This is a genomic window from Amycolatopsis sp. NPDC089917, from assembly GCF_040684635.1.
Taxonomy (GTDB): domain Bacteria; phylum Actinomycetota; class Actinomycetes; order Mycobacteriales; family Pseudonocardiaceae; genus Amycolatopsis.
This window is the reverse complement of the sequence record NZ_JBFBGL010000001.1, coordinates 352,993-371,637: the sequence shown is the minus strand read 5'-3', so window position 1 is coordinate 371,637 and position 18,645 is coordinate 352,993. Positions and strand designations below refer to the sequence as shown.

Here is an 18,645-nt window from a genome sequence, read left to right as displayed (position 1 = left end):
AGGATGCCCGAATCGATCTACGATGGAGCGGTGGACGAACGACCGATCACCACCGCGCAGGTCAATTTCCGCCGGGTCGCCGAAGAACTCGAAAGCATGGGGACCCAAGATCGTTTCACCTACATCTTCCGATCCCGATTGTGGAGCTCCTCCTCGGTGTCCGGGCCGGGCTCCGAGTCCGTCCAGACGCGGGAACTCAGTGAACGGCTGCCGGTACTCCTCGAACGTTTCGGCGTGCGCACCCTGCTCGATCTGCCGTGCGGGGACTTCGGCTGGCTCAGCGAGGTGGACCTCGACCTGGACCGGTACATCGGCGCCGACATCGTCACCGATCTGGTCGAGGCGAACGCCGCCCGGTTCCGGGACGATCCGGTGCGGGAGTTCCGGACCCTCGACCTGACCGGCGATCCACTGCCGGCGGCCGATCTCGTGTTGTGCCGGGATTGCCTGGTGCACTTGAGCTTCGCCGACATCGAGCGGGCGCTGCGCAACCTTCGGCGAAGCGGCTCCCGGTACCTGCTGACCACGACTTTCACCGAGCTGAGCACCAACAACGACATCGTGACGGGGGATTGGAGGCCGGTGAACCTGTGCCGGGAACCGTTCGGGTTCCCGGAGCCACTGGCCGTGCTGGTCGAGGGCTGCACCGAAGAGGACGGCGCCTACGCGGACAAGTCCTTGGGGCTGTGGGAGATCGCCACGATCGTGGACTGACCTACCGCAGCGGGAAATCGACCCCGTGCTCCTCCGCCGGACGCGGACCGTGGATCCGTCGCTCGCTTTCGGGGATCGTCACGTCGTTGATGCTCGCCTCGCGACGGCTCATGAGTCCGTGCTCGTCGAACTCCCACAGTTCGTTGCCGTAGCTGCGCCACCACCGGCCGGCCGCGTCGTGCCATTCGTACTGGAACCGGACGGCGATCCGGTTCCCGGTGAACGTCCAGAGGTTCTTGCGCAGCGCGTAGTCCTGTTCCCGTTCCCACTTCGCGGTCAGGAACGCGACGATCTGCTCACGTCCCTGGACGAACGTGTCCCGGTTCCGCCACACCGAATCCGGGGTGTAGGCCGCAGCGACCCGGCGAGGGTCACGGGTGTTCCAGCCGTCCTCGGCGGCTTGGACCTTCTTCAGCGCCGTCTCCCGCGTGAACGGCGGGTAGGGCGGGCGATCTTCCGGCACGTCGGCCTCCTCGGGTTGAGAACGTGCGTTCTCTATGTCTGACGGCTAGAGTAGGGAACGTACGTTCTCGACGTCAAGGGAGTCCCGATGCCGGCCGCCGTCACCGACGAGCAGAACCGGGTGGATCGCGAGTCGCTGCTCGATGCCGCCGAGAAGCTCTTCTACGAGAAAGGCATCCAGGCGGTCGGCATGGATCAGGTCCGGGCGGCGTCCGGTCTCTCATTGAAACGGATCTACCGGTTCTTCGAGGCCAAGGAAGACCTCCTCGTGGCGATGCTTCGGCGTCGTGATCGGCGATGGAGAGCCAGTCTGGCCGACCGGGTGGAGGAAGTCGCGGATCCGCGCGAGCGGGTGCTCGCGATCTTCGACTGGCTCGCCAGCTGGTTCGCCGAACCCGGTTTCCGCGGCTGCGCCTGGATCAACGCCCACGGCGAGCTCGGTCCTTCGTCCGAAGCCGTCCTGGCCGAGGTGCGGGCGCACAAGCAGGCGTTTCACGACCAGATCGACGCTTGGGTGCGAGCCACCGGAGTGGCGGTGACCGAACCGGTCTACCTGCTCGCCGAAGGAGCCATCGTGACGGCGGGTATCAGCGGCGATCCGGCTCCGGCCCGTCAGGCGCGCGACGCCGTCGCGGCACTGCTCGGGATCACCAGCCGAGGGCGCTGATCATCCCTCTTTCCAGTACGGGGGAGAGCGTGGTCATGAAGCTCGCCGTGACGTGATTGTCGTCCATGTACACCAGCACGTTCCCCACGACGGGACGGCAGAGCTCCCGGCCGCAGAAGTAGTCGCTGAAGTCGAGCAGGGAGACGTTCGCGGGGATGTCCGTGAGCTTCTCGTACGGTGGGTCGGCGAGCAGCTTCTTCCGGGGAACACTGCATTCGGGCGCCTTGAGACCGTTGGCTTCGATGCAGCTGGGCGGGGAGAACCCGGGACGGGGACTGTCGCGGATCGCCACGACCGGGATCCCGGCGCGATCGAGGACCTTCCACTGGTCGACGAAACCCTGTGGCGTCTTCTCGGTCGGCCCGACCCGGACGTCGCGAGTGGACAACGCCAGGACGGCGTCGGGGCGCATCGCGAGGATTTCCTTCTGCGCCGCGGAGTTCCACGCGAGACAGCCCGCGTCGCCCGGCATCGCGTCCGACGTCGTGGAGAACGGGCAGGCTCCCTTGAGCATGAAGGTGACCTGGTAGCCGTTCTTCTCCGCCATCGGTTTGATCGCGGCGAGGTACTGCTGCATATGCGAGTCCCCGACAGCGACGATCTTCTTCGCCGGAGTCCCCTCCGGACGCGAGGTGCAGACCTCGAGGATCTGGTCGAACCGCGAAGGGGTGCACTGCGCGTCGGCGATGCCGCCCCAGTCGTTCGGGACGGCGATCAACGGCGGCACGGCTTCCTTGCCGGGCACGGGTTTCTTCGGTGTCTGCGGGTCGCGCGCCATCGCGCCGGGGTGATGGTCGTCGTCGAGCGCGATCGAGAAGTCGGCCTTCTTGGCGCTCACCACCTGCCACGTGCTCGCGACCAGCAACACCGGGAGCAGCGCGAGCACGGCGAACCGGTACGAGCCCCAGCGCGTCCGCTCGCCGACGGCGGACTTCCGCACCGGCTCCTCGACGAGCCGGTAGGTGGCGGCCGCCAGGACCAGGGACAGCCCGATCACGAACGCGCCGCCGAGCAGACCGACGGCCTCACGCTTGCGGGCGATCAAATAGAACAGCAGGACCGGCCAGTGCCATAGATACAGCGAGTAGCTGAGGTTGCCGAGGTAAACCAGCGGCCGGGACGAAAGGAACCGGTCCGCTCCCGCCCGGCTGGCGGTCGCGCCGGCGATGATCACCAGCGCGGCGGACACGGTGGGCCACAGCGCCGCCCAGCCGGGGAACACCTGGCCGACGTCGAGGATCATCCCGCAGGTCACGAGGCCGACGACGCCGATCCAGCCCAGTAGGACCCGGACCAGCCGGGGAAGCACGAACCGGTCGATGGCGAGGGCGAGCAGCCCGCCGAGGGCGAACTCCCAGACCCTGGTCAGGGAGTGGAAGTAGGCCAGCGGCTGGTTCGTCGCGGTCAGGCGCACGGAGTAGGCCAGGGACACGGCGAACAGCACGCCGAGCGTGATCGCGACCGTGCCGTTCAGGGAGCGGCGCAGCCGGGTGGCGGCGAACGCCACGAGCCCGATCAGCAGCGGCCACACGATGTAGAACTGCCCCTGGATGGACAGCGACCAGTAGTGCTGGACGACGCTGGCGGTGTTGTGCTGGGCGAAGTAGTCGACAGAGTCGGCGGCGAGCCGCCAGTTCTCGACGTACAGCGCCGAGGCGAAGACCTCCTTGATGGTCTGGAACCACCGGTCCTGCGGGAGCAGCCAGATCGCCAGGGCGAGCACCGCGAGCAGGACGGTCAACGCGGCCGGGAACAGTCGTTTGATCATCCGGCCCCACAGCGGGCGGAATTCGATCCGGCCGCGCCCCGCGGCCCGGACCAGCTGGCCGGTGATCAGGAACCCGGAGATCAGGAAGAAGACGTCGACGCCGCCGGAGATCCGGCCCAGCCAAACGTGGTACACCACGACCAGCAATGCCGCGACCGCACGCAGTCCCTGTAACTCGGGCCGATAGCGGCGGCGCGTTTCCGCTGCTTCGGCGGTTGCCATACGCGTTTCCTCACTGATGGTCGGACGTCCTGGCAGCCTAGGTGGTCACTCTGGGTGATTTCGTTCCCGCCATCAGGTGAAGTATCGCAACCATACGTAAACCCACGCCATCACCGTGCTCAGCACCGTCACGACGATGCCGTACTTGGTGAACTGCCAGAACGTGATCCGATGACCGGAACGGGCGGCGATACCGAGGGCGACCACGTTGGCGCTGGCGGCGACCGCCGTGCCGTTGCCGCCGAAGTCGGCCCCGAGCGCGAAGGACCACCAGAGCGCCTGCCCGGTCTGCGGGTCGGGGATGTCGGCGACCATGCCCTCGACGATCGGGCTCATCGTCGCGACGTACGGGATGTTGTCGAAGAAGGCGCCCAGGACACCGGAGCCGAACAGCAGCGCGGTGGCCGCGACGAAGTGATTGTCGCCGAAGCCCTGGATCACCCAGCTTCCGATGGTCTCGATGACCCCGGTGTGCACGAGCCCGGCGACCATCACGAACAACCCCATGAAGAACACCAGGGTGCGCCATTCGACCTCGCGCAGGACGTCGCCGACGTCGGCCTTGGTGACCAGGAGCATCAGCCCGGCGCCGACCATGGCGATGACGGCCGGATCGAGGTGCGCGACGGCGTGCAGGCTGAATCCGGCGACCACGATCGCGAACACGATCAGGCAGCGGCGGAGCATGGCGGGATCGGTGATCGCCCGCCGTTCCTGCAGCGCCATCACCGCGGCGACGTGCTCGGGGTTGTACTGGAACGAAGACCGGAACAACACCCTGGTCAGCAGCACGAACACGGCGAAGATGATGACGACGACGGGCGTCATGTGCACGAGGAAGTCGGTGAAGGTGAGCCCGGCGCGGCTGCCGATGATGATGTTGGGCGGGTCGCCGATCAGCGTCGCGGCGCCGCCGATGTTGGACGCCAGCACCTCGGCGATGAGGTAGGGCTGCGCGGGGATGCGGAGGCGGTTGCAGAGCACGATCGTCACCGGCGCGACCAGCATGATCGTGGTGACGTTGTCCAGGAACGGCGACGCGACCGCGGTGATGCCCATCAGCATCACCATCAGCCGGTACGGCTTCCCCTTCGCCTTCTTGGCGGACCAGATGGCGAGGTAGTCGAAGATGCCGGTCTGCTTGACGATGCCGACGATGATCATCATGCCGAACAGCAGGAAGATGACGTTCCAGTCGATCCCCGCGTGCTCGGAGAAGAACACCTCCGCGCCGGGGATCAGCTGGAGGACGGCCATCAGCGCCGAGGCGATGAGCACGACCTTGACCTTGTCGGCCTTCTCGGTGGCGATGAAGTAGAAGGCGACGAGGAAGATCGCGAGGGCGAGGACGGCGCTCACCGGCGGCACCCCGGGGGCCCGGCCTGTCCGGTCGTGAGGTGACAGGCGCCGCGATGGCGGACAGGTGACGACGAGGGCGCGAACGAGCGCACGGAACCGACCTTTCGGACGTGGGGTGCGCGGGCGGAGGGGCCCGCGAAAAGTGCCGGACGGGGTGCGGCTAGTCGCCGATGCCGAACACGGCGAGACCGGTGATCAGCCGTTCGAGGGTGACGGCGCCGATCAGGACGCCGTGGTCGTCGACGACCGCGACGAGCGGACTGTGCTGGCGGGCCATGAGCGCCGCGATCTCCAGCAGGGTGGCGTCGGCGCGCACGATCACCGGTTTCACCGCGCGGTGCTGGGCGCAGTCGCGCACGGTCAGATTGCCGAGCTCGCGCCAGAACCGGTCGGCGTGTTCCTCGTCGACGGCCCGGACGAGCGCCGGATCGTCCTGATAGGACCCGGGGACGGCGAGGCGCAGCACCTGCGTTCCCGGGAGCACCATGCGCGGCCGCGACACGTTGTCGACCACGATCAGTCCCGGCAGCCTGCTGACCGCCATCACCCGGATCGCCTGCGTCACCGGATCGTCCGCGGTGACGGTCGGCACGGTGACCGCGATATCGCTGGCGCGCATGGCATCAACCCATTCGGCGTTACTGGTCAGGGGTTCGCCTTCCCCGGTCTTCGAGCCGGTGACCACGGGGTTCACCTCGGTTCCCTGATCTCGGTGCTGGGACGGGAAACAGTCTTTCGGCGCCTCTCACCGGGAACCATCGGTGCCGACACCCATTTACGACGGGGGACACCATGTACGCGGATGGGTGTCACCCCGGATGGACACGGCCGTGGCGCGCCCGGCAACCTGGCGGTAGGCGATCACCGCGAGCGAGAAGGGAGCGTGTCGTGTCCCTGTTCTGGCGGATTTTCCTGCTCAACGCGGCCGTGCTGCTCGTGGCGATGCTGCTGCTCCTGCTCGGCCCGGTCACCGTCTCCACGCCGGTGCTGTTCACCGAAGCGGTGATCATGTTCGGCGGGCTCGCCGCGATGCTCGTCGCGAACGCGGTGCTGCTCAGGGTCGGGCTCGCCCCGCTGAAGCGGCTCACCCGCGCCATGACCACGACCGATCTGCTGCGACCGGGACCGCGTACGGCGGTCACCGGGCACGGCGGGATCGCCGACCTGATCGAGACGTTCAACAGCATGCTCGACAGGCTGGAAGCCGAACGCGGCGACAGTGCGGCGCGTGCCTTGACCGCGCAGGAAGACGAACGCCGCCGGGTCGCGCAGGAGTTGCACGACGAGGTCGGCCAGACCCTCACCGCGGTCCTGCTGGAGCTGAAACGGGTCGCCGACCACGCGCCCGCCCCGGTCCGGGACGAGTTGCGGCAGGTGCAGGAGACCACCCGCGGCAGTCTCGACGAGATCCGCCGGATCGCGCGGCGGCTGCGGCCCGGCGACCTCGAACAGCTGGGGCTGATCAGCGCGTTGAAGGCGCTGACCACCGAGATCTCCGGGCACAGCGACCTGACGGTGCGCCGCCGATTCGACCCGGACCTGCCGAACCTGGGGGAGGACGCCGAACTGGTCGTCTACCGGGTCGCGCAGGAGGCCATCACCAACACCGCCCGCCACGCCGGCGCACGGAACCTCGAACTCTCCCTCACCCGGACCGACGACGGGGTCCGGCTGCGGATCCGCGACGACGGCCGGGGGCTCGGCACGGCCGTCGAAGGCGCGGGCATCCGCGGGATGCGGGAACGCGCCCTGCTCGTCGGCGCCGAACTCGTCGTCGGTCCCGGCCCACAAGGCGGCACCGAGGTCCGCCTGCACGTTCCGACCGGGAGCCGATGACCCATGCCACCGACCACCCGAGTGCTGCTGGCCGACGACCACTCCCTGGTCCGTCGCGGCGTCCGCCTGATCCTGGACAACGAACCGGATCTGACCGTGGTCGCCGAGGCCGGCGACGGCGCCGAAGCGATCGAGCGCGCCCGCGCGGACCGTCCCGACCTGGCCATCCTCGACATCGCGATGCCGCGGCTGACCGGGCTCCAGGCCGCGCGGGAACTGTCCCGGCTCCAGCCCGACCTGCGGATCCTCATCCTGACCATGTACGACAACGAGCAGTACTTCTTCGAGGCGCTCAAGGCAGGCGCTTCGGGCTATGTGCTCAAGTCCGTCGCCGACCGGGACCTGGTGGAAGCCTGCCGCGCGGCGATGCGCGGCGAGCCGTTCCTCTACCCGGGCGCCGTCAACGCCCTGATCCGCAACTACCTCGACCGCGCCCGCGACGGCGCCGAACTGCCCGCCAAGGCCATCACCGACCGGGAGGAGGAGATCCTCAAACTCGTCGCGGAAGGCCATTCCTCCAGGGAGATCGCCGATCTGCTCGTCATCAGCGTCAAGACCGTCGAGCGGCACCGCGCCAACCTGCTGCACAAACTCGGGCTGAAGGACCGGCTCGAACTCACCCGCTACGCCATCCGCGCCGGGCTCATCGAGCCGTGATCGGAGGTCGCTCATGGACGACTGGGTCATCTGGCTGATCTTCGCCGTGATCCTCGGGGTCGCGGAGATCTTCAGCGTGACCGCGGCACTCGGTGTGCTCGGCGGAGCCGCGCTCGTCACCGCGGGCGCCGCCGCCGTCGGATTGCCGCTCACCGGCCAGCTCCTGGTGTTCACCGTCGTCTCGACGATCGGTGTGGTGCTCGTCCGGCCGATCGCGCTGCGGCAGTTACAGCGTCCGCAACGCGAAAGGTTCGGATTCGACGCCCTCATCGGGAAACCGGCCACCGTCCTGACGGAAGTGTCCGAACTGGACGGCCGGGTCCGGCTGGCCGGAGAGGAATGGACCGCCCGGGCCTTCGACGGGACGCTGGTGATCCCGGCCGGAGAGGTCGTGGACGTCATGGAGGTCCAAGGAAGCACTGTCCTCGTCTACCCACGGGAGGGACCATGGAAATCTCCGCCGCCCTGATCGCGACCATGGTGGTCGCCCTGCTCGCCGCCGTCACGGTGCTGCGGACCGTGCGGATCGTGCCGCAGGCCCGCGCTCGCAACGTGGAACGGCTCGGCCGCTACCACCGGACGCTGTCGCCGGGACTCAACTTCGTCATTCCCTACATCGACCGGGTGTACCCGAAGATCGACCTCCGCGAGCAGGTCGTCTCGTTCGAACCGCGGCCGGTGATCACCGAGGACAACCTGGTCGTCGAGATCGACACCGTGCTGTACTTCCAGGTCACCGATCCGCGCGCGGCCGCCTACGAGATCGCCAGTTTCCTGCAGGCCGTGGAACAGCTCACCGTCACGACCCTGCGGAACGTGGTCGGCTCGATGGACCTCGAACGCACGCTGACCTCTCGCGACACCATCAACAGCCAGCTGCGGGGCGTCCTCGACGACGCGACCGGCAAATGGGGACTGCGGGTGAACCGCGTCGAGATCAAGGCCATCGATCCGCCGGCGACCATCAAGGACGCCATGGAGAAGCAGATGCGCGCGGAACGGGCGAAACGTGCCGCGATCCTGGCTGCCGAAGGGCAGCGGCAGTCCCAGATCCTCACCGCCGAGGGCGACAAACAGGCCGCGGTCCTGCGCGCGGAAGGCAACCGGACGGCGGAGATCCTGAAGGCGGAAGGTGAGGCCCGCGCCATCGATCAGGTCTTCCAGGCCGTACATCGCAACGACGCCGACCCGAAACTGCTGGCTTACCAGTATTTGCAGACGTTGCCGCAGCTGGCTCAAGGCGAAGGCAACAGCTTCTTCGTCATCCCCAGCGAGGTGACTTCGGCGCTGCAGAACGTTTCGCGTGCCTTCGCCGAGAACCTGCCGCGGTCCGCTGCCGTGCGGGAGGCCGACGTCGGCGACGCCCCGGCTGCCGCGGCTCAGGAGGACGCCGCCAAGGCAGCCGAAGCCGTCGCCGATGCGGTGGCCGTCGCGGTGGCGACCGAGAAGACCTCGTGAGTGGTGACGCCTGTGGGCAAAGGCGGCGTCGTGTCCGAGCCCAAGGTGTGTAAAAGCGTGACTCGCGTGATCAGGCGGCGAACACGGTGAACGTCGTCTGATCACGCGTGTTCGCCGCCTGATCACGCGAGATCGCCCATTTCATCCGGACGTTGGTGCCGGCTGTGTGGAATCAGGGACGTTGAACGTCCCTGATTCCACACGCCTCTCACCCTGAGTAACGCATGCGCTCTCGTCGCCCGCGTCGACCGGACCGTCCTCGCCACTCCCGAGGCCCTCAGACGGCGCGGGCGATCGCGATCGAGCCGGCCAGGCGTTCGCCCGCCTCGTAGAACATGTACTCCTTGCCGTTCATGGTCCCGAACGACGGCGCCGCGCAGCGCCCGTTGTCCGGCGCGCCCGAAAGCGGGGCGTGAAAGACACCGAGGTGCTTCCGCTTGCCGAAGTCCTTGCCGACCTCGGTGATGAGCATGTTGCCGCCGGCTTCGATGTTCTCGTGGTAGATGACGTACGTCGAGCCGCCCCGTTCGACGATGGTCGGGGCACCGATGTTGCTCGCGCCGACCTCTTCGGGGCGGATCAGCGGGGTCTGCGAGAAGGTCCAGTTCCGGCCGTCGGCGGACCAGCCCCAGCTGATCGCGCGGTGGTTGGACTTGTTGTTGCTCATGAAGACCATCACGTACTTGGCGCCCTTCGCGGGCAGGCTGTGCTCGAAAACCCGCGCGTACGAGGTCTCGGTGGTACCCGCAGGCAGCATCGACGCCGAGAGCACGACCTTGTCGTAGGTGAAGTGGATGCCGTCCTTCGACCGCGCGAGCCGGGTCGTCGTGTTCTCGCCGTGGAAGTACAACCACAGCTCGCGCGCGTCCTCGTTCCACAGCACGTGTGACGAGGAGACGTGCGAAACGTCGTAGTGCGGACTCCAGGTCCGCTTCACGATCGGGTTGTTCGGATACTCGGTGAAGGGACCTTCGAGGCTGTCGGCGTAGGAAAGGCAGATGCCGCCCGGAGCGTCGTGCGGGGCGTAGTAGAGGTAGTAGCGACCCAGCGGGTTCGCGACCCGGCCCGCGACACCGCGGATGCACGGGAAGATCAGTTCGCCGGTCGGGTTGTACTTCAGTTTGCTCTTGTCGAACGCGGTGCGCAGGAATCGGTACTCCGGGAAACCGGCCGGTGCGGCGGAGGCGGATCCGGCGCCCAGGACGGGCATCGCGGCGAGGCCGATACCCACTCCGGCGGCTCCGCGCAGAGCCGCGCGTCGGGACAGCTCGGTCATGCGGACACTCCTTTTCGTCGGCGTTGACGTGCTTGTCCAACCATTCGGACGGCTCCCGGGGACCGTCAAGGAGCTAATACGTATTAGTCCTGCTCAGCGGCGGTACCGGACAGGATGAGCCGCTTTCCTTGCTTTCGCCGGATCGCGGACAGATGCTCGGCTAAACCGCATTAGCCCACCCGGAGGAGGGGGAAATGACCACAGGACGTCGTCCGCCCCGGCAAGCGGACATCGCCCGCATCGCCGGGGTGTCGCAGGCGACCGTCTCCGTGGTGCTCGGCGGCAACCGCACCGTGCGGATGGCCGAATCGACCCGGCGCCGGGTGATGGAGGTGGCGCAGAACCTCGGCTACGTGCCGCATCCGGTGGCGACCCGGCTCGCGCGGTCGCGGTCGAACCTGCTCGGCCTCTACACCTTCCGCAGTGCTTTCCCGACCGACGAAACGGACACCTACCACCCGATCTTGTCCGGAGTGGAGGAAGAGGCGGCCAACCTCGGCCAGGACCTCATCCTGTTCACCGGCACCAGCGGCCCCGGGGCGCGGCAGGAGGCCGCGATCCGCCGTACCCGGCTGGGCGACGGCTGCCTGTTCTTCGGCAGGCACGTACCGGAAGGGCCGGTGTCACGGCTCGTCGACGACGGGTTCCCGTTGGTCTACATCGGACGGCGCCCGGAACTGGGCGGCCGGATCCCGTACGTCGGCGCGGACTACGTGACGGCGTCCGCCCTCGTGCTGCGACGTCTGCTCGACCTCGGACATCGCGAGATCCGTTATCTGCGGGAGGCCGATGAAGCACCTTCGTCGGAAGATCGGCAGCGCGGCGTCCTGCAGGCGGCCCCGAAAACCGGCGTCGTCCGGTTGCAGGGCGCGGAATTGACCGCGACGACCGTCCGGGGCTGGCTCGCCGAAGGGGTCACCGCCGTCGTGGTCGAGGGGACCGACACCGGCACGGCGTACCGGGCCGTACGGGGTGCGATCGACGCGGCCGGACTGTCCACACCGGACGATCTCTCGCTGGCCGTGCTCGGCGGACCGCCCGGCGTGAGCGGGTTCGAGGTCCCGATGCGGGAGATGGGCAGGCGCGCGGTGCGGTTGCTGGTCGACCTCGTGACAGACAAGAAGACCGTGCGGCAGCAGCTGCTGCGGTGCCCACCGGTGGACGGCGCCCACGTCGGCCCACCACGATCCCGATAGGACCAACCATGCTTGAACTCGGCACCGAGATCCTCGTCGCGGGCGGCGGGGTGGGTGGCGTCGCCGCCGCGCTCGCCGCCGCTTCGGCGGGGCATCGCGTCGTGCTGACCGAGGAGACCGACTGGCTCGGCGGCCAGTTCACCGCCCAGGCGGTCCCCCCGGACGAGAACCCGTGGATCGAACGCTTCGGCGGCACGGCCTCCTACCGCGCGTTCCGCGAAGGCGTTCGTGACTACTATCGGCGGCACTATCCGCTGCGCGCCGAGGCGGCCGCGTTGACCGACCTCAACCCCGGCGCGGGCCGGGTCAGCAAGCTGTGTCACGAGCCGCGCGTGGCGCTCGCCGTGCTGGAGTCGATGCTGGCGCCGCACCGGGCCGCCGGGCGGCTCACCGTTCTCCTGCGCCATCGGCCGGTCGCCGCGGAAGTCACCGGTGATCGTGTCGACGCCGTCACCTTCGAAGGTCCCGGTGGGGAGCGCACCACGGTGCGCGCGGAGTACGTGCTCGACGCGACCGAGAACGGCGACCTGCTGCCGATGACCGGCACGGAGTTCGCGATCGGCGCCGAGGCGCAGTCCGACCACGGCGAACCGCACGCCCCGGACCAGGCCGACCCCGGAAACCTGCAGGGCATCACCTATTGCTTCGCCCTGTCGCACCACGCGGGCGAGGACCACACGATCGACCGGCCGGAGATGTACGGCTTCTGGCGCGAGTACGAGCCGGACTTCTGGCCCGGACCGCTGCTCGGCTTCCTCGCCCCGGATCCGCGTTCGCTGGAGCCGGTCGGCCGCACCTTCGCTCCGAACCCGGACACCGATCCGCTGGCCGTGAGCGCCGACCAGAGCGCCGACGCGGGCGACAAGGAACTGTGGGGTTTCCGCCGGATCCTCGCCCGGAAACTGCACCGGCCGGACGCCTTCGACTCGGACATCACGCTGGTGAACTGGCCTCTCAACGACTACTGGCTGCGGCCCGCGGTCGAGATCGACGGCGTGAGCACCGCCGAGGACGTCGCACAGGCGCACCACGAGGCCAAACAGCTCTCGTTGTCGGTCCTGTACTGGTTGCAGACCGAGGTGCCGCGGCTCGACGGCGGCACCGGCTTCCCCGGACTGAAGCTGCGCCGGGACGTCGTCGACACGGACGACGGCCTGGCCAAGTCCGCGTACGTGCGGGAAGCACGGCGGATCCGGGCCGTCACGACGATCGTCGAACAGGACGTCTCGCTCGACGTTCTCGGACCGACCGGCCGCAAGCGCCGCGAGGATTCCGTCGGCGTCGGCAGCTACCGGATCGACCTGCACCCCTCGACGTCCGGCGACACCTACGTCGACGTGCCGAGCGTGCCGTTCGAGCTCCCGCTCGGCGCGTTGCTGCCCCGGCGGATGCGGAACCTGCTGCCGGCGGGCAAGAACATCGGCACCACCCACATCACCAACGGCTGTCACCGGCTGCACCCCGTCGAGTGGAACGTCGGCGAGGTCGCCGGCCACCTCGCCGGATTCGCGCTGCGTGGCGGCGGCGAACCGCACGCCGTCCGAGAGGACCCGGCGCGGTTCGAGGAGTTCGCCCGAGTGCTGGACCGCGCCGGCGTCGAACGCCGCTGGCCCGAGGTCCGCGGTTACTGACCCTTTCCCCAGGAGGTGGACGATGACGTCCCAGCCCACTCCGGTCCGCGTCGGCATCGACGTCGGCGGCACGTTCACCGACGCGGTCGCCGTCGACGCGCGCACGTTCGAGCTGCTCGGCCAGGTCAAGGTCCCGACCAGCCACGACCATGAAGACGGTGTCGCCCACGGCATCCTCGAGGCACTGGAGAAACTCCGTGCCGATGTCGGGATCGGCGCGGAGGACGTCTCGTTCCTCGCGCACGGCACCACCCAGGCGACCAACGCGCTGCTGGAAGGCGACGTGGCGACGGTCGGGATCGCCGGTGTCGGCACCGGTTTCGACGCTTTCGCCACCCGGCGGCTCGGCGCGTTCGCGAAAATGGAACTGGCGCCGGGGCGGAAACTCCCGGTGCGGTTCGCGCCGGTCCACGCCCTGTCCGACGCCGGGGCGGCGGTCGACGACCTGGTCCGGCAGGGGGCCGAAGTGGTCGTCGCCGTCGAACCGTTCAGTGTGGACGATCCGGAGGGGGAGCGGGCGGTCGCGGCCGCCGCGCGGGAGCGGGACGTGCTCGCCACGGCCACGCACGAGATCACCGGTCTGTACGGGCTCACGAAACGCGCCAGGACCGCGGTGCTGAACGCGGGGATCATGCCGCGCATGGTGTCGACCGCCGACCTGGTCGAGGCGAGCGTGCGGCGGGCGGGGGTGACCGCGCCGTTGATGGTGGTGCGGGGCGACGGCGGGGTCATGTCGCTGCCGGAGATGCGACGCCGTCCGCTGCTGACGGCGTTGTCCGGGCCGGCCGCGGGGGTGGCGGGCGCGTTGATGGGGGAGAAGCTCAGCGAAGGGCTGTTCCTCGAGACCGGCGGGACGTCCACCGACATCAGCGTCGTCCGCCGCGGGCGGGTGCTGGTGCGCCACGCCCATCTCGGCGGGCACGAGACCTACTTGCCCGCCCTCGACGTGCGCACGATCGGCATCGGCGGCGGTTCGCTGATCCGGTTCTCCGGTCGCGCGGTGACCGACGTCGGACCGCGCAGCGCGCACATCGCGGGTCTGCCTTACGCCTGTTTCGCACCGGCGTCGGCGTTGGCCGGAGCGAAGCTGATCACCGTCTCGCCGCGGCCTGACGATCCGAGCGATTACGTCGCACTGGAAGCGGTCGACGGCAAGCGGTACGCGCTCACCCTGACCTGCGCGGCCAACGCGCTCGGCGTCGTGCCAGCGGGTTCTTACGCGCGTTCCGAGGCGGAATCCGCTCGACTGGCGCTGACCCCACTCGCCGATGCCATGGCTGCCTCGGTCGAGGAAGCCGCACGCGCTGTGCTGCGTCAGGCGGTGAAGCCGGTGCGGACGGTCGTCGACGAGCTGATCCGGGAGTACCGGCTGGAGCAGCCGACCCTGGTCGGCGGGGGCGGCGGGGCGGCCGCGGTCACCCCGTTCCTCGGCGAGGATTCCGGGCACGACTGGCGGATCGCGGCGCACGCCGAGGTGATCAGTCCGCTCGGTGCCGCGCTGGCCCTGGTCCGGGAGTCGGTCGAGCGGATCGTGCCCGGTCCGTCCAATGCGGACGTTCTCGCCGTGCGGACGGAAGCCGAGGCCGCGGTCGTCGCGCAGGGCGCCGATCCGGCGGGCGTCGAGGTCGACGTCACCGTCGACCCGCAGCGCAACCTGATCCGCGCGGTGGCCACCGGCGCCACCGAGCTGCGCACCAAGGACCGGGCGTCCACAGTGGACGACGAGGCGGTCGGAGCCGCTGTCGCGCGCAGCATCGGCGTCGGACCCGAACGCTTGAGTCGAGTCGCGTCCACGGCGCACCACCGCGTCTTCACCGCCTCGGCCCGCCGGCACGGGGTGTTCGGCCGCTTCACCAAACCGGTCCAGCACGTCAGGGTCGTCGACGGCGAGGGCGTGATCCGGCTGCACGGCGCGGGCGCCGTCGTCGAGACCTCCGACGTCGGCGCGGCCCAGGCCCGGCTGGCCACGCTCGCCGATCAGCACACCCGCTACGGCGACGGCGGTTCCCGCGCTCCGGCGGTCTGGCTGCTGGTGGGACCCAAGATCGCGGACCTGTCCGGCGTGCTGGACCGGGACCAGTTGCTCGCGCTGGCCGGAGCCGAACTGAAGACCCGCGCGAGTGACGAGCCGGTCGTCGTGATCCTCCAGGACCGCCGATGAACGACGTCGAGCTGGCCGTTGACCTGCTGCGGGCGACGCCCACCCACGAGAACCGGTCCGAGGACCAGCTGCGCGCTTGGGCGGAGATCGCGCTGGCTTACGGCGACGAACTGGCCGCCGGGGCCGATTCCGGCGACATCCGGGTCGTGGAGCGGGAAGGCGGCGTCAGCGAACGTGAGCTGGTGCTCGCCGAGCACCAGCGCGGCACCGTCGTCGTGTACACGGAAGCCTTGCGCCGGGTCGAAAAACTGGCTCGGGCACGCGGATGGCCGGTCACCCGCGAAGCACTCCGCCGAGCCGCCGTCGCTCACGAACTCGCCCATCACCGGCTCGACGTACGCGAGTTGAACCGGCGGCTCGGGCACACCGCGCTACAGCTCGGCCCGCTGCGCCTGCGCGGACACGTCGCCGGCGCGGAGGAGATCACCGCGCATCGCTTCGCCCACCACCGCAGCGGTCTGGCCGTCAGCCCGCTGCTGATCACCACCGCGCTCGCGGGAGGGAACTGACCATGGGAATCGCGATTCTTGTCCTGATGGCGGTGGGCGTCGTGCTCATGCTCACCCGAGTGCTGCCGACGGCGTTCGCGCTGGTGCTGCTCGCGCTCGGGATCGCCGTGCTCGCCGGGGCGCCGTTGACCGGGGCGAAGGACAGCATCCTGACCGGGGTGCTGCAGACCGGGTCCGCGACGCTGGCGTCCACGATGATCGCCGTCCTGCTCGGCTCCTGGCTCGGCACGCTCATGGACGAGACCGGCATCGCCGGGACGCTCGTGCGCAAGATCGTCGAGTTCGGCGGCGAGCGGCCGTCGGTCGTCGCGCTCGGCGTGTTCGCCGTGTCGATCCTGTGCGGCAGCATCACCGGCTCCGCCCCGGCGGCGATGCTCGCCGGTGTCGTCGGCATCCCGGCGATGATCGCGGTCGGCGTCAGCCCGGTCGCCGCGGGCGGAACGGTGCTGATGGGCATCTCCGCCGGGTCGCCGCTCGAACTGGCCGTATGGCAGTTCCTGTCCGACGCGCTCGGCGCGCCGGTCTCCGACGTCAAGTCGATCATGATCAAGCTGTTCCCGATGGCGCTCGTCGTGGGCATCGCGTACGTGCTCATCCAGACGCGTCGCGGCGCCCGGCACACCTGGGCGGTGAAGCTGGACCGGCCGAAGGCGCGCGTGCGTCGCGGCGACGCGCCCTGGTACGCGCTCCTTTCGCCGCTCGTGCCCATCGTCCTCGCCCTCGAATTCGCGGTACCGATCGTTCCGTCGCTGCTGGCGGGTGTGGTCTACGCGCTCGTGACGACGACCGAATGGGGCGAGCTCAGCGGACGCGGGCTGCGGTCGCTGTACAAGGCTTTCGACGTCGCGGCGCCGCCGATCGCGCTGTTCGTCGCCATCGGGATGCTGCTGGCCGCGGTGAAACTGCCCGGCGCGAAGGGCGCGCTGACCCCGATCGTGGCGGCGATCAGCCCGTCCGGGGTGGTGTGGTTCGTCGTGGTGTTCGCCGCGCTGGTCCCGCTGTGCCTGTTCCGCGGGCCGCTCAACGTGTTCGGCCTCGGGGCCGGTGTCGCGGGAGTGCTGGTCACCGGCGGGATCTACCCGCTCCCGGCCGTCGTCGGGCTGATGGCCTCCTACAACCAGGTCTTCAGCGTTTCCGACCCCACCAGCACCCAGACGGTGTGGGCGTCCCAGTACGCCGGGGTTCGGCCCGAGCGCGCGATGGTCTCGACGTTGCCCTACACGTGGCTCGTCGGTTTGGGCGGCATGGTGCTCACGGCGGTGCTCTACCTGTGATCACGACGTCCGACGGTCTCAGTCTCGACTGCGTCCGGCACGAGGGCGGGCCGGAGACCGTCGTGCTCGTCCACGGGATCACCGCGGATCTCGACGAGAACGGCCTCTTCACCACGCTCGCGCCAAGGCTCGCCGCAGCGGGTTTCATGGTGCTGCGCTTCTCTTTTCGCGGGCATGGCCGCAGTGACGGACGGCCGAGGGACATGACGATCGCGGGCGAACTCGCGGACCTGCGCGCCGTGGTGGACTCGGTGGGCGGGCCCGTTTCGGTGGTGGCTTCGAGCTTCGGCGCGGTGAGCACGACGCTGTCACTGGCGTCGCTGCCGGTGCGCGAGGTCGTGCTCTGGCAACCGGTGCTCGACCTGCGGCGGACGTTCCTGGAGCCGGAACTGCCCAGGGGGCGTGCTCTGTACTCGGACCGGACTTCTTTGACAGACAGAGGTTTCCTGGACATCGAGGGCCGGTTCGAGCTGGGCGGCGCGCTGTTCGAGGAGTTCGCTCGGCTCGATCCTCAAGCTGCGTTCCTGACGTCCGAGGTACCCGCCCTCGTCGTCCACGGTTCCGCGGACGAGCACGTCTCCCACGACATCGCCCGCGAGACCGCGTTCGCGCGGCCCGAGACGAGCTGGCACGCGCTTGCCGGCGTGGGTCACGGGTTCGGGGAAGCCGCGGAGGAGGCGATCGAGGTCACTGTGCGGTGGCTTTCGTTGCCGCATTCAGAGGACTAAATGCGGGTTCGGAGGCCCCAGGCGGCGGCCACGCGGTCCGGGGTCAGGACCGACGCCGGAGGGCCTTCGCCGACGAGGCGGCCGTCCTGCAGCAGAAGGCAGTGGTCGGCTCGGCCCGCCACTTCGAGGTCGTGCGTGACGCGCACGACCGTCGTGCCGTCGGCGAGTGCGGCGCGGAGTGCTTCGTCGATCAACCCACGGGCACGCAGGTCCAGCCCGGCCGATGGCTCATCGAGCAGCAGCAGCGCGGAGTGCTGGGCCAATCCCTGTGCCACCAGCGCCCGCTGACGCTGCCCGCCGGAGAGCGTGCCGATCAGCCGATCCGCGATCGCAGTGATGTCCAGTAGCTCCAGGCATTCTCCGACGATCTTTCGGTCCATCTTGGACAGACGCCGCCATGGGCCGCGGTGCGCCCAGCGCCCCATCGTGACAGTGGCTCGCACGGTGATCGGCAGCGACTGCGACACCTCGCTCTGCTGGGTCACGTAGGCGACGCGACCCGGGTCTCGGCGCGTCACCGATCCGCTGGTCGGTGGCAGTACACCGGCGACGAGGTTGAGCAGTGACGACTTGCCGGCGCCGTTCGGGCCGGCGATCGCGGTCAGTCGTGCGGCGGGTACCTGGGTGCTGATCCCGCGCAGCACCTCGCGGGGCCCGTAGTGCGCGTGCGCGCGGTCGATCGTGAGTGCCGCTGTGTCCGGGGTCATCGCACCTCCTTTAGATAATG

Annotated in this window: 18 protein-coding genes; 12 read left to right on the top strand and 6 right to left on the bottom strand. The window is 69.2% G+C overall.

Annotation, left to right across the window (positions count from 1 at the left end; translation table 11 throughout):
- Positions 1-30: 30 nt before the first annotated feature.
- A complete protein-coding gene (locus tag AB0N89_RS01850; protein WP_364199145.1) occupies positions 31-714 on the top strand; it encodes a class I SAM-dependent methyltransferase in 684 nt (227 codons plus the stop codon).
- A 1-nt stretch (position 715) separates the two neighbouring features.
- On the opposite strand, the gene AB0N89_RS01845 is transcribed toward AB0N89_RS01850, so the two are convergent.
- On the bottom strand, positions 716-1,177 hold the full coding sequence (locus AB0N89_RS01845; RefSeq protein ID WP_364199143.1) for a nuclear transport factor 2 family protein: 462 nt from the start codon (positions 1,175-1,177) through the stop codon (positions 716-718).
- A gap of 87 nt (positions 1,178-1,264) precedes the next feature.
- On the opposite strand from AB0N89_RS01845, the gene AB0N89_RS01840 reads away from it, so the two are divergent.
- A complete protein-coding gene (locus tag AB0N89_RS01840; protein WP_364199141.1) occupies positions 1,265-1,843 on the top strand; it encodes a TetR/AcrR family transcriptional regulator in 579 nt (192 codons plus the stop codon).
- On the opposite strand, the gene AB0N89_RS01835 is transcribed toward AB0N89_RS01840, so the two are convergent.
- From AB0N89_RS01835 to AB0N89_RS01825, 3 genes are all read right to left on the bottom strand, one after another.
- Positions 1,824-3,833, bottom strand: a complete 2,010-nt coding sequence (locus AB0N89_RS01835) for an acyltransferase family protein (RefSeq protein WP_364199139.1) — start codon at positions 3,831-3,833, stop codon at positions 1,824-1,826. The genes AB0N89_RS01840 and AB0N89_RS01835 overlap by 20 nt on opposite strands.
- 72 nt (positions 3,834-3,905) lie before the next feature.
- Positions 3,906-5,192 (bottom strand): ArsB/NhaD family transporter, encoded by a 1,287-nt coding sequence (locus tag AB0N89_RS01830; protein WP_364199137.1) that lies wholly within the window; start codon positions 5,190-5,192, stop codon positions 3,906-3,908.
- Between the two features lie 160 nt (positions 5,193-5,352).
- Complete coding sequence (locus AB0N89_RS01825; protein ID WP_364199135.1) at positions 5,353-5,886, bottom strand: CBS domain-containing protein; 534 nt, start codon at positions 5,884-5,886, stop codon at positions 5,353-5,355.
- 194 nt (positions 5,887-6,080) lie between these two features.
- On the opposite strand from AB0N89_RS01825, the gene AB0N89_RS01820 reads away from it, so the two are divergent.
- From AB0N89_RS01820 to AB0N89_RS01805, 4 genes are read left to right on the top strand one after another with little or no spacing between them, the layout of a single operon-like run.
- A complete protein-coding gene (locus AB0N89_RS01820) occupies positions 6,081-7,028 on the top strand; it encodes a HAMP domain-containing sensor histidine kinase (RefSeq protein ID WP_364199133.1) in 948 nt (315 codons plus the stop codon).
- Between the two features lie 3 nt (positions 7,029-7,031).
- The gene (locus tag AB0N89_RS01815) at positions 7,032-7,685 is read left to right on the top strand and encodes a response regulator transcription factor (protein ID WP_364199131.1); all 654 of its coding nucleotides are present in this window, start codon (positions 7,032-7,034) and stop codon (positions 7,683-7,685) included.
- Positions 7,686-7,698: 13 nt separating this feature from the next.
- A complete protein-coding gene (locus AB0N89_RS01810; protein ID WP_364199129.1) occupies positions 7,699-8,154 on the top strand; it encodes an NfeD family protein in 456 nt (151 codons plus the stop codon).
- The gene (locus AB0N89_RS01805; RefSeq protein WP_364199127.1) at positions 8,133-9,143 is read left to right on the top strand and encodes an SPFH domain-containing protein; all 1,011 of its coding nucleotides are present in this window, start codon (positions 8,133-8,135) and stop codon (positions 9,141-9,143) included. The genes AB0N89_RS01810 and AB0N89_RS01805 overlap by 22 nt, the downstream gene beginning before the upstream one ends.
- Before the next feature lie 277 nt (positions 9,144-9,420).
- On the opposite strand, the gene AB0N89_RS01800 is transcribed toward AB0N89_RS01805, so the two are convergent.
- On the bottom strand, positions 9,421-10,419 hold the full coding sequence (locus AB0N89_RS01800; RefSeq protein ID WP_364199125.1) for a hypothetical protein: 999 nt from the start codon (positions 10,417-10,419) through the stop codon (positions 9,421-9,423).
- A gap of 194 nt (positions 10,420-10,613) precedes the next feature.
- On the opposite strand from AB0N89_RS01800, the gene AB0N89_RS01795 reads away from it, so the two are divergent.
- The 6 genes from AB0N89_RS01795 to AB0N89_RS01770 are packed head-to-tail and all read left to right on the top strand — an operon-like array spanning position 10,614 to position 17,918.
- Complete coding sequence (locus AB0N89_RS01795; protein WP_364199123.1) at positions 10,614-11,615, top strand: LacI family DNA-binding transcriptional regulator; 1,002 nt, start codon at positions 10,614-10,616, stop codon at positions 11,613-11,615.
- 8 nt (positions 11,616-11,623) lie between these two features.
- Complete coding sequence (locus AB0N89_RS01790) at positions 11,624-13,246, top strand: FAD-dependent oxidoreductase (RefSeq protein WP_364199122.1); 1,623 nt, start codon at positions 11,624-11,626, stop codon at positions 13,244-13,246.
- Between the two features lie 22 nt (positions 13,247-13,268).
- Entirely contained in the window at positions 13,269-15,407 is a 2,139-nt protein-coding gene (locus AB0N89_RS01785; protein ID WP_364199120.1) for a hydantoinase/oxoprolinase family protein, read from the top strand.
- Entirely contained in the window at positions 15,404-15,916 is a 513-nt protein-coding gene (locus AB0N89_RS01780; RefSeq protein WP_364199118.1) for a hypothetical protein, read from the top strand. The genes AB0N89_RS01785 and AB0N89_RS01780 overlap by 4 nt, the downstream gene beginning before the upstream one ends.
- Positions 15,917-15,918: 2 nt before the next feature.
- Positions 15,919-17,190 (top strand): transporter, encoded by a 1,272-nt coding sequence (locus AB0N89_RS01775; protein ID WP_364199116.1) that lies wholly within the window; start codon positions 15,919-15,921, stop codon positions 17,188-17,190.
- On the top strand, positions 17,187-17,918 hold the full coding sequence (locus AB0N89_RS01770; RefSeq protein ID WP_364199114.1) for an alpha/beta fold hydrolase: 732 nt from the start codon (positions 17,187-17,189) through the stop codon (positions 17,916-17,918). The genes AB0N89_RS01775 and AB0N89_RS01770 overlap by 4 nt, the downstream gene beginning before the upstream one ends.
- On the opposite strand, the gene aztA is transcribed toward AB0N89_RS01770, so the two are convergent.
- Positions 17,915-18,625, bottom strand: coding sequence for a zinc ABC transporter ATP-binding protein AztA (gene aztA, locus AB0N89_RS01765; RefSeq protein ID WP_364199112.1), 711 nt, complete (start codon positions 18,623-18,625; stop codon positions 17,915-17,917). The genes AB0N89_RS01770 and aztA overlap by 4 nt on opposite strands.
- Positions 18,626-18,645: the final 20 nt, after the last annotated feature.

Excerpts from the sequence above, each read along its gene's own strand:
- AB0N89_RS01775 (WP_364199116.1), top strand. The coding sequence starts at position 15,919 with ATGGGAATCGCGATTCTTGTCCTGATGGCGGTGGGCGTCGTGCTCATG.
- AB0N89_RS01815 (WP_364199131.1), top strand. The coding sequence starts at position 7,032 with ATGCCACCGACCACCCGAGTGCTGCTGGCCGACGACCACTCCCTGGTC.
- AB0N89_RS01835 (WP_364199139.1), bottom strand. The coding sequence starts at position 3,833 with ATGGCAACCGCCGAAGCAGCGGAAACGCGCCGCCGCTATCGGCCCGAG.
- AB0N89_RS01790 (WP_364199122.1), top strand. The coding sequence starts at position 11,624 with ATGCTTGAACTCGGCACCGAGATCCTCGTCGCGGGCGGCGGGGTGGGT.
- aztA (WP_364199112.1), bottom strand. The coding sequence starts at position 18,625 with ATGACCCCGGACACAGCGGCACTCACGATCGACCGCGCGCACGCGCAC.
- AB0N89_RS01795 (WP_364199123.1), top strand. The coding sequence starts at position 10,614 with ATGACCACAGGACGTCGTCCGCCCCGGCAAGCGGACATCGCCCGCATC.
- AB0N89_RS01785 (WP_364199120.1), top strand. The coding sequence starts at position 13,269 with ATGACGTCCCAGCCCACTCCGGTCCGCGTCGGCATCGACGTCGGCGGC.
- AB0N89_RS01780 (WP_364199118.1), top strand. The coding sequence starts at position 15,404 with ATGAACGACGTCGAGCTGGCCGTTGACCTGCTGCGGGCGACGCCCACC.
- AB0N89_RS01840 (WP_364199141.1), top strand. The coding sequence starts at position 1,265 with ATGCCGGCCGCCGTCACCGACGAGCAGAACCGGGTGGATCGCGAGTCG.
- AB0N89_RS01810 (WP_364199129.1), top strand. The coding sequence starts at position 7,699 with ATGGACGACTGGGTCATCTGGCTGATCTTCGCCGTGATCCTCGGGGTC.
- AB0N89_RS01800 (WP_364199125.1), bottom strand. The coding sequence starts at position 10,419 with ATGACCGAGCTGTCCCGACGCGCGGCTCTGCGCGGAGCCGCCGGAGTG.
- AB0N89_RS01805 (WP_364199127.1), top strand. The coding sequence starts at position 8,133 with ATGGAAATCTCCGCCGCCCTGATCGCGACCATGGTGGTCGCCCTGCTC.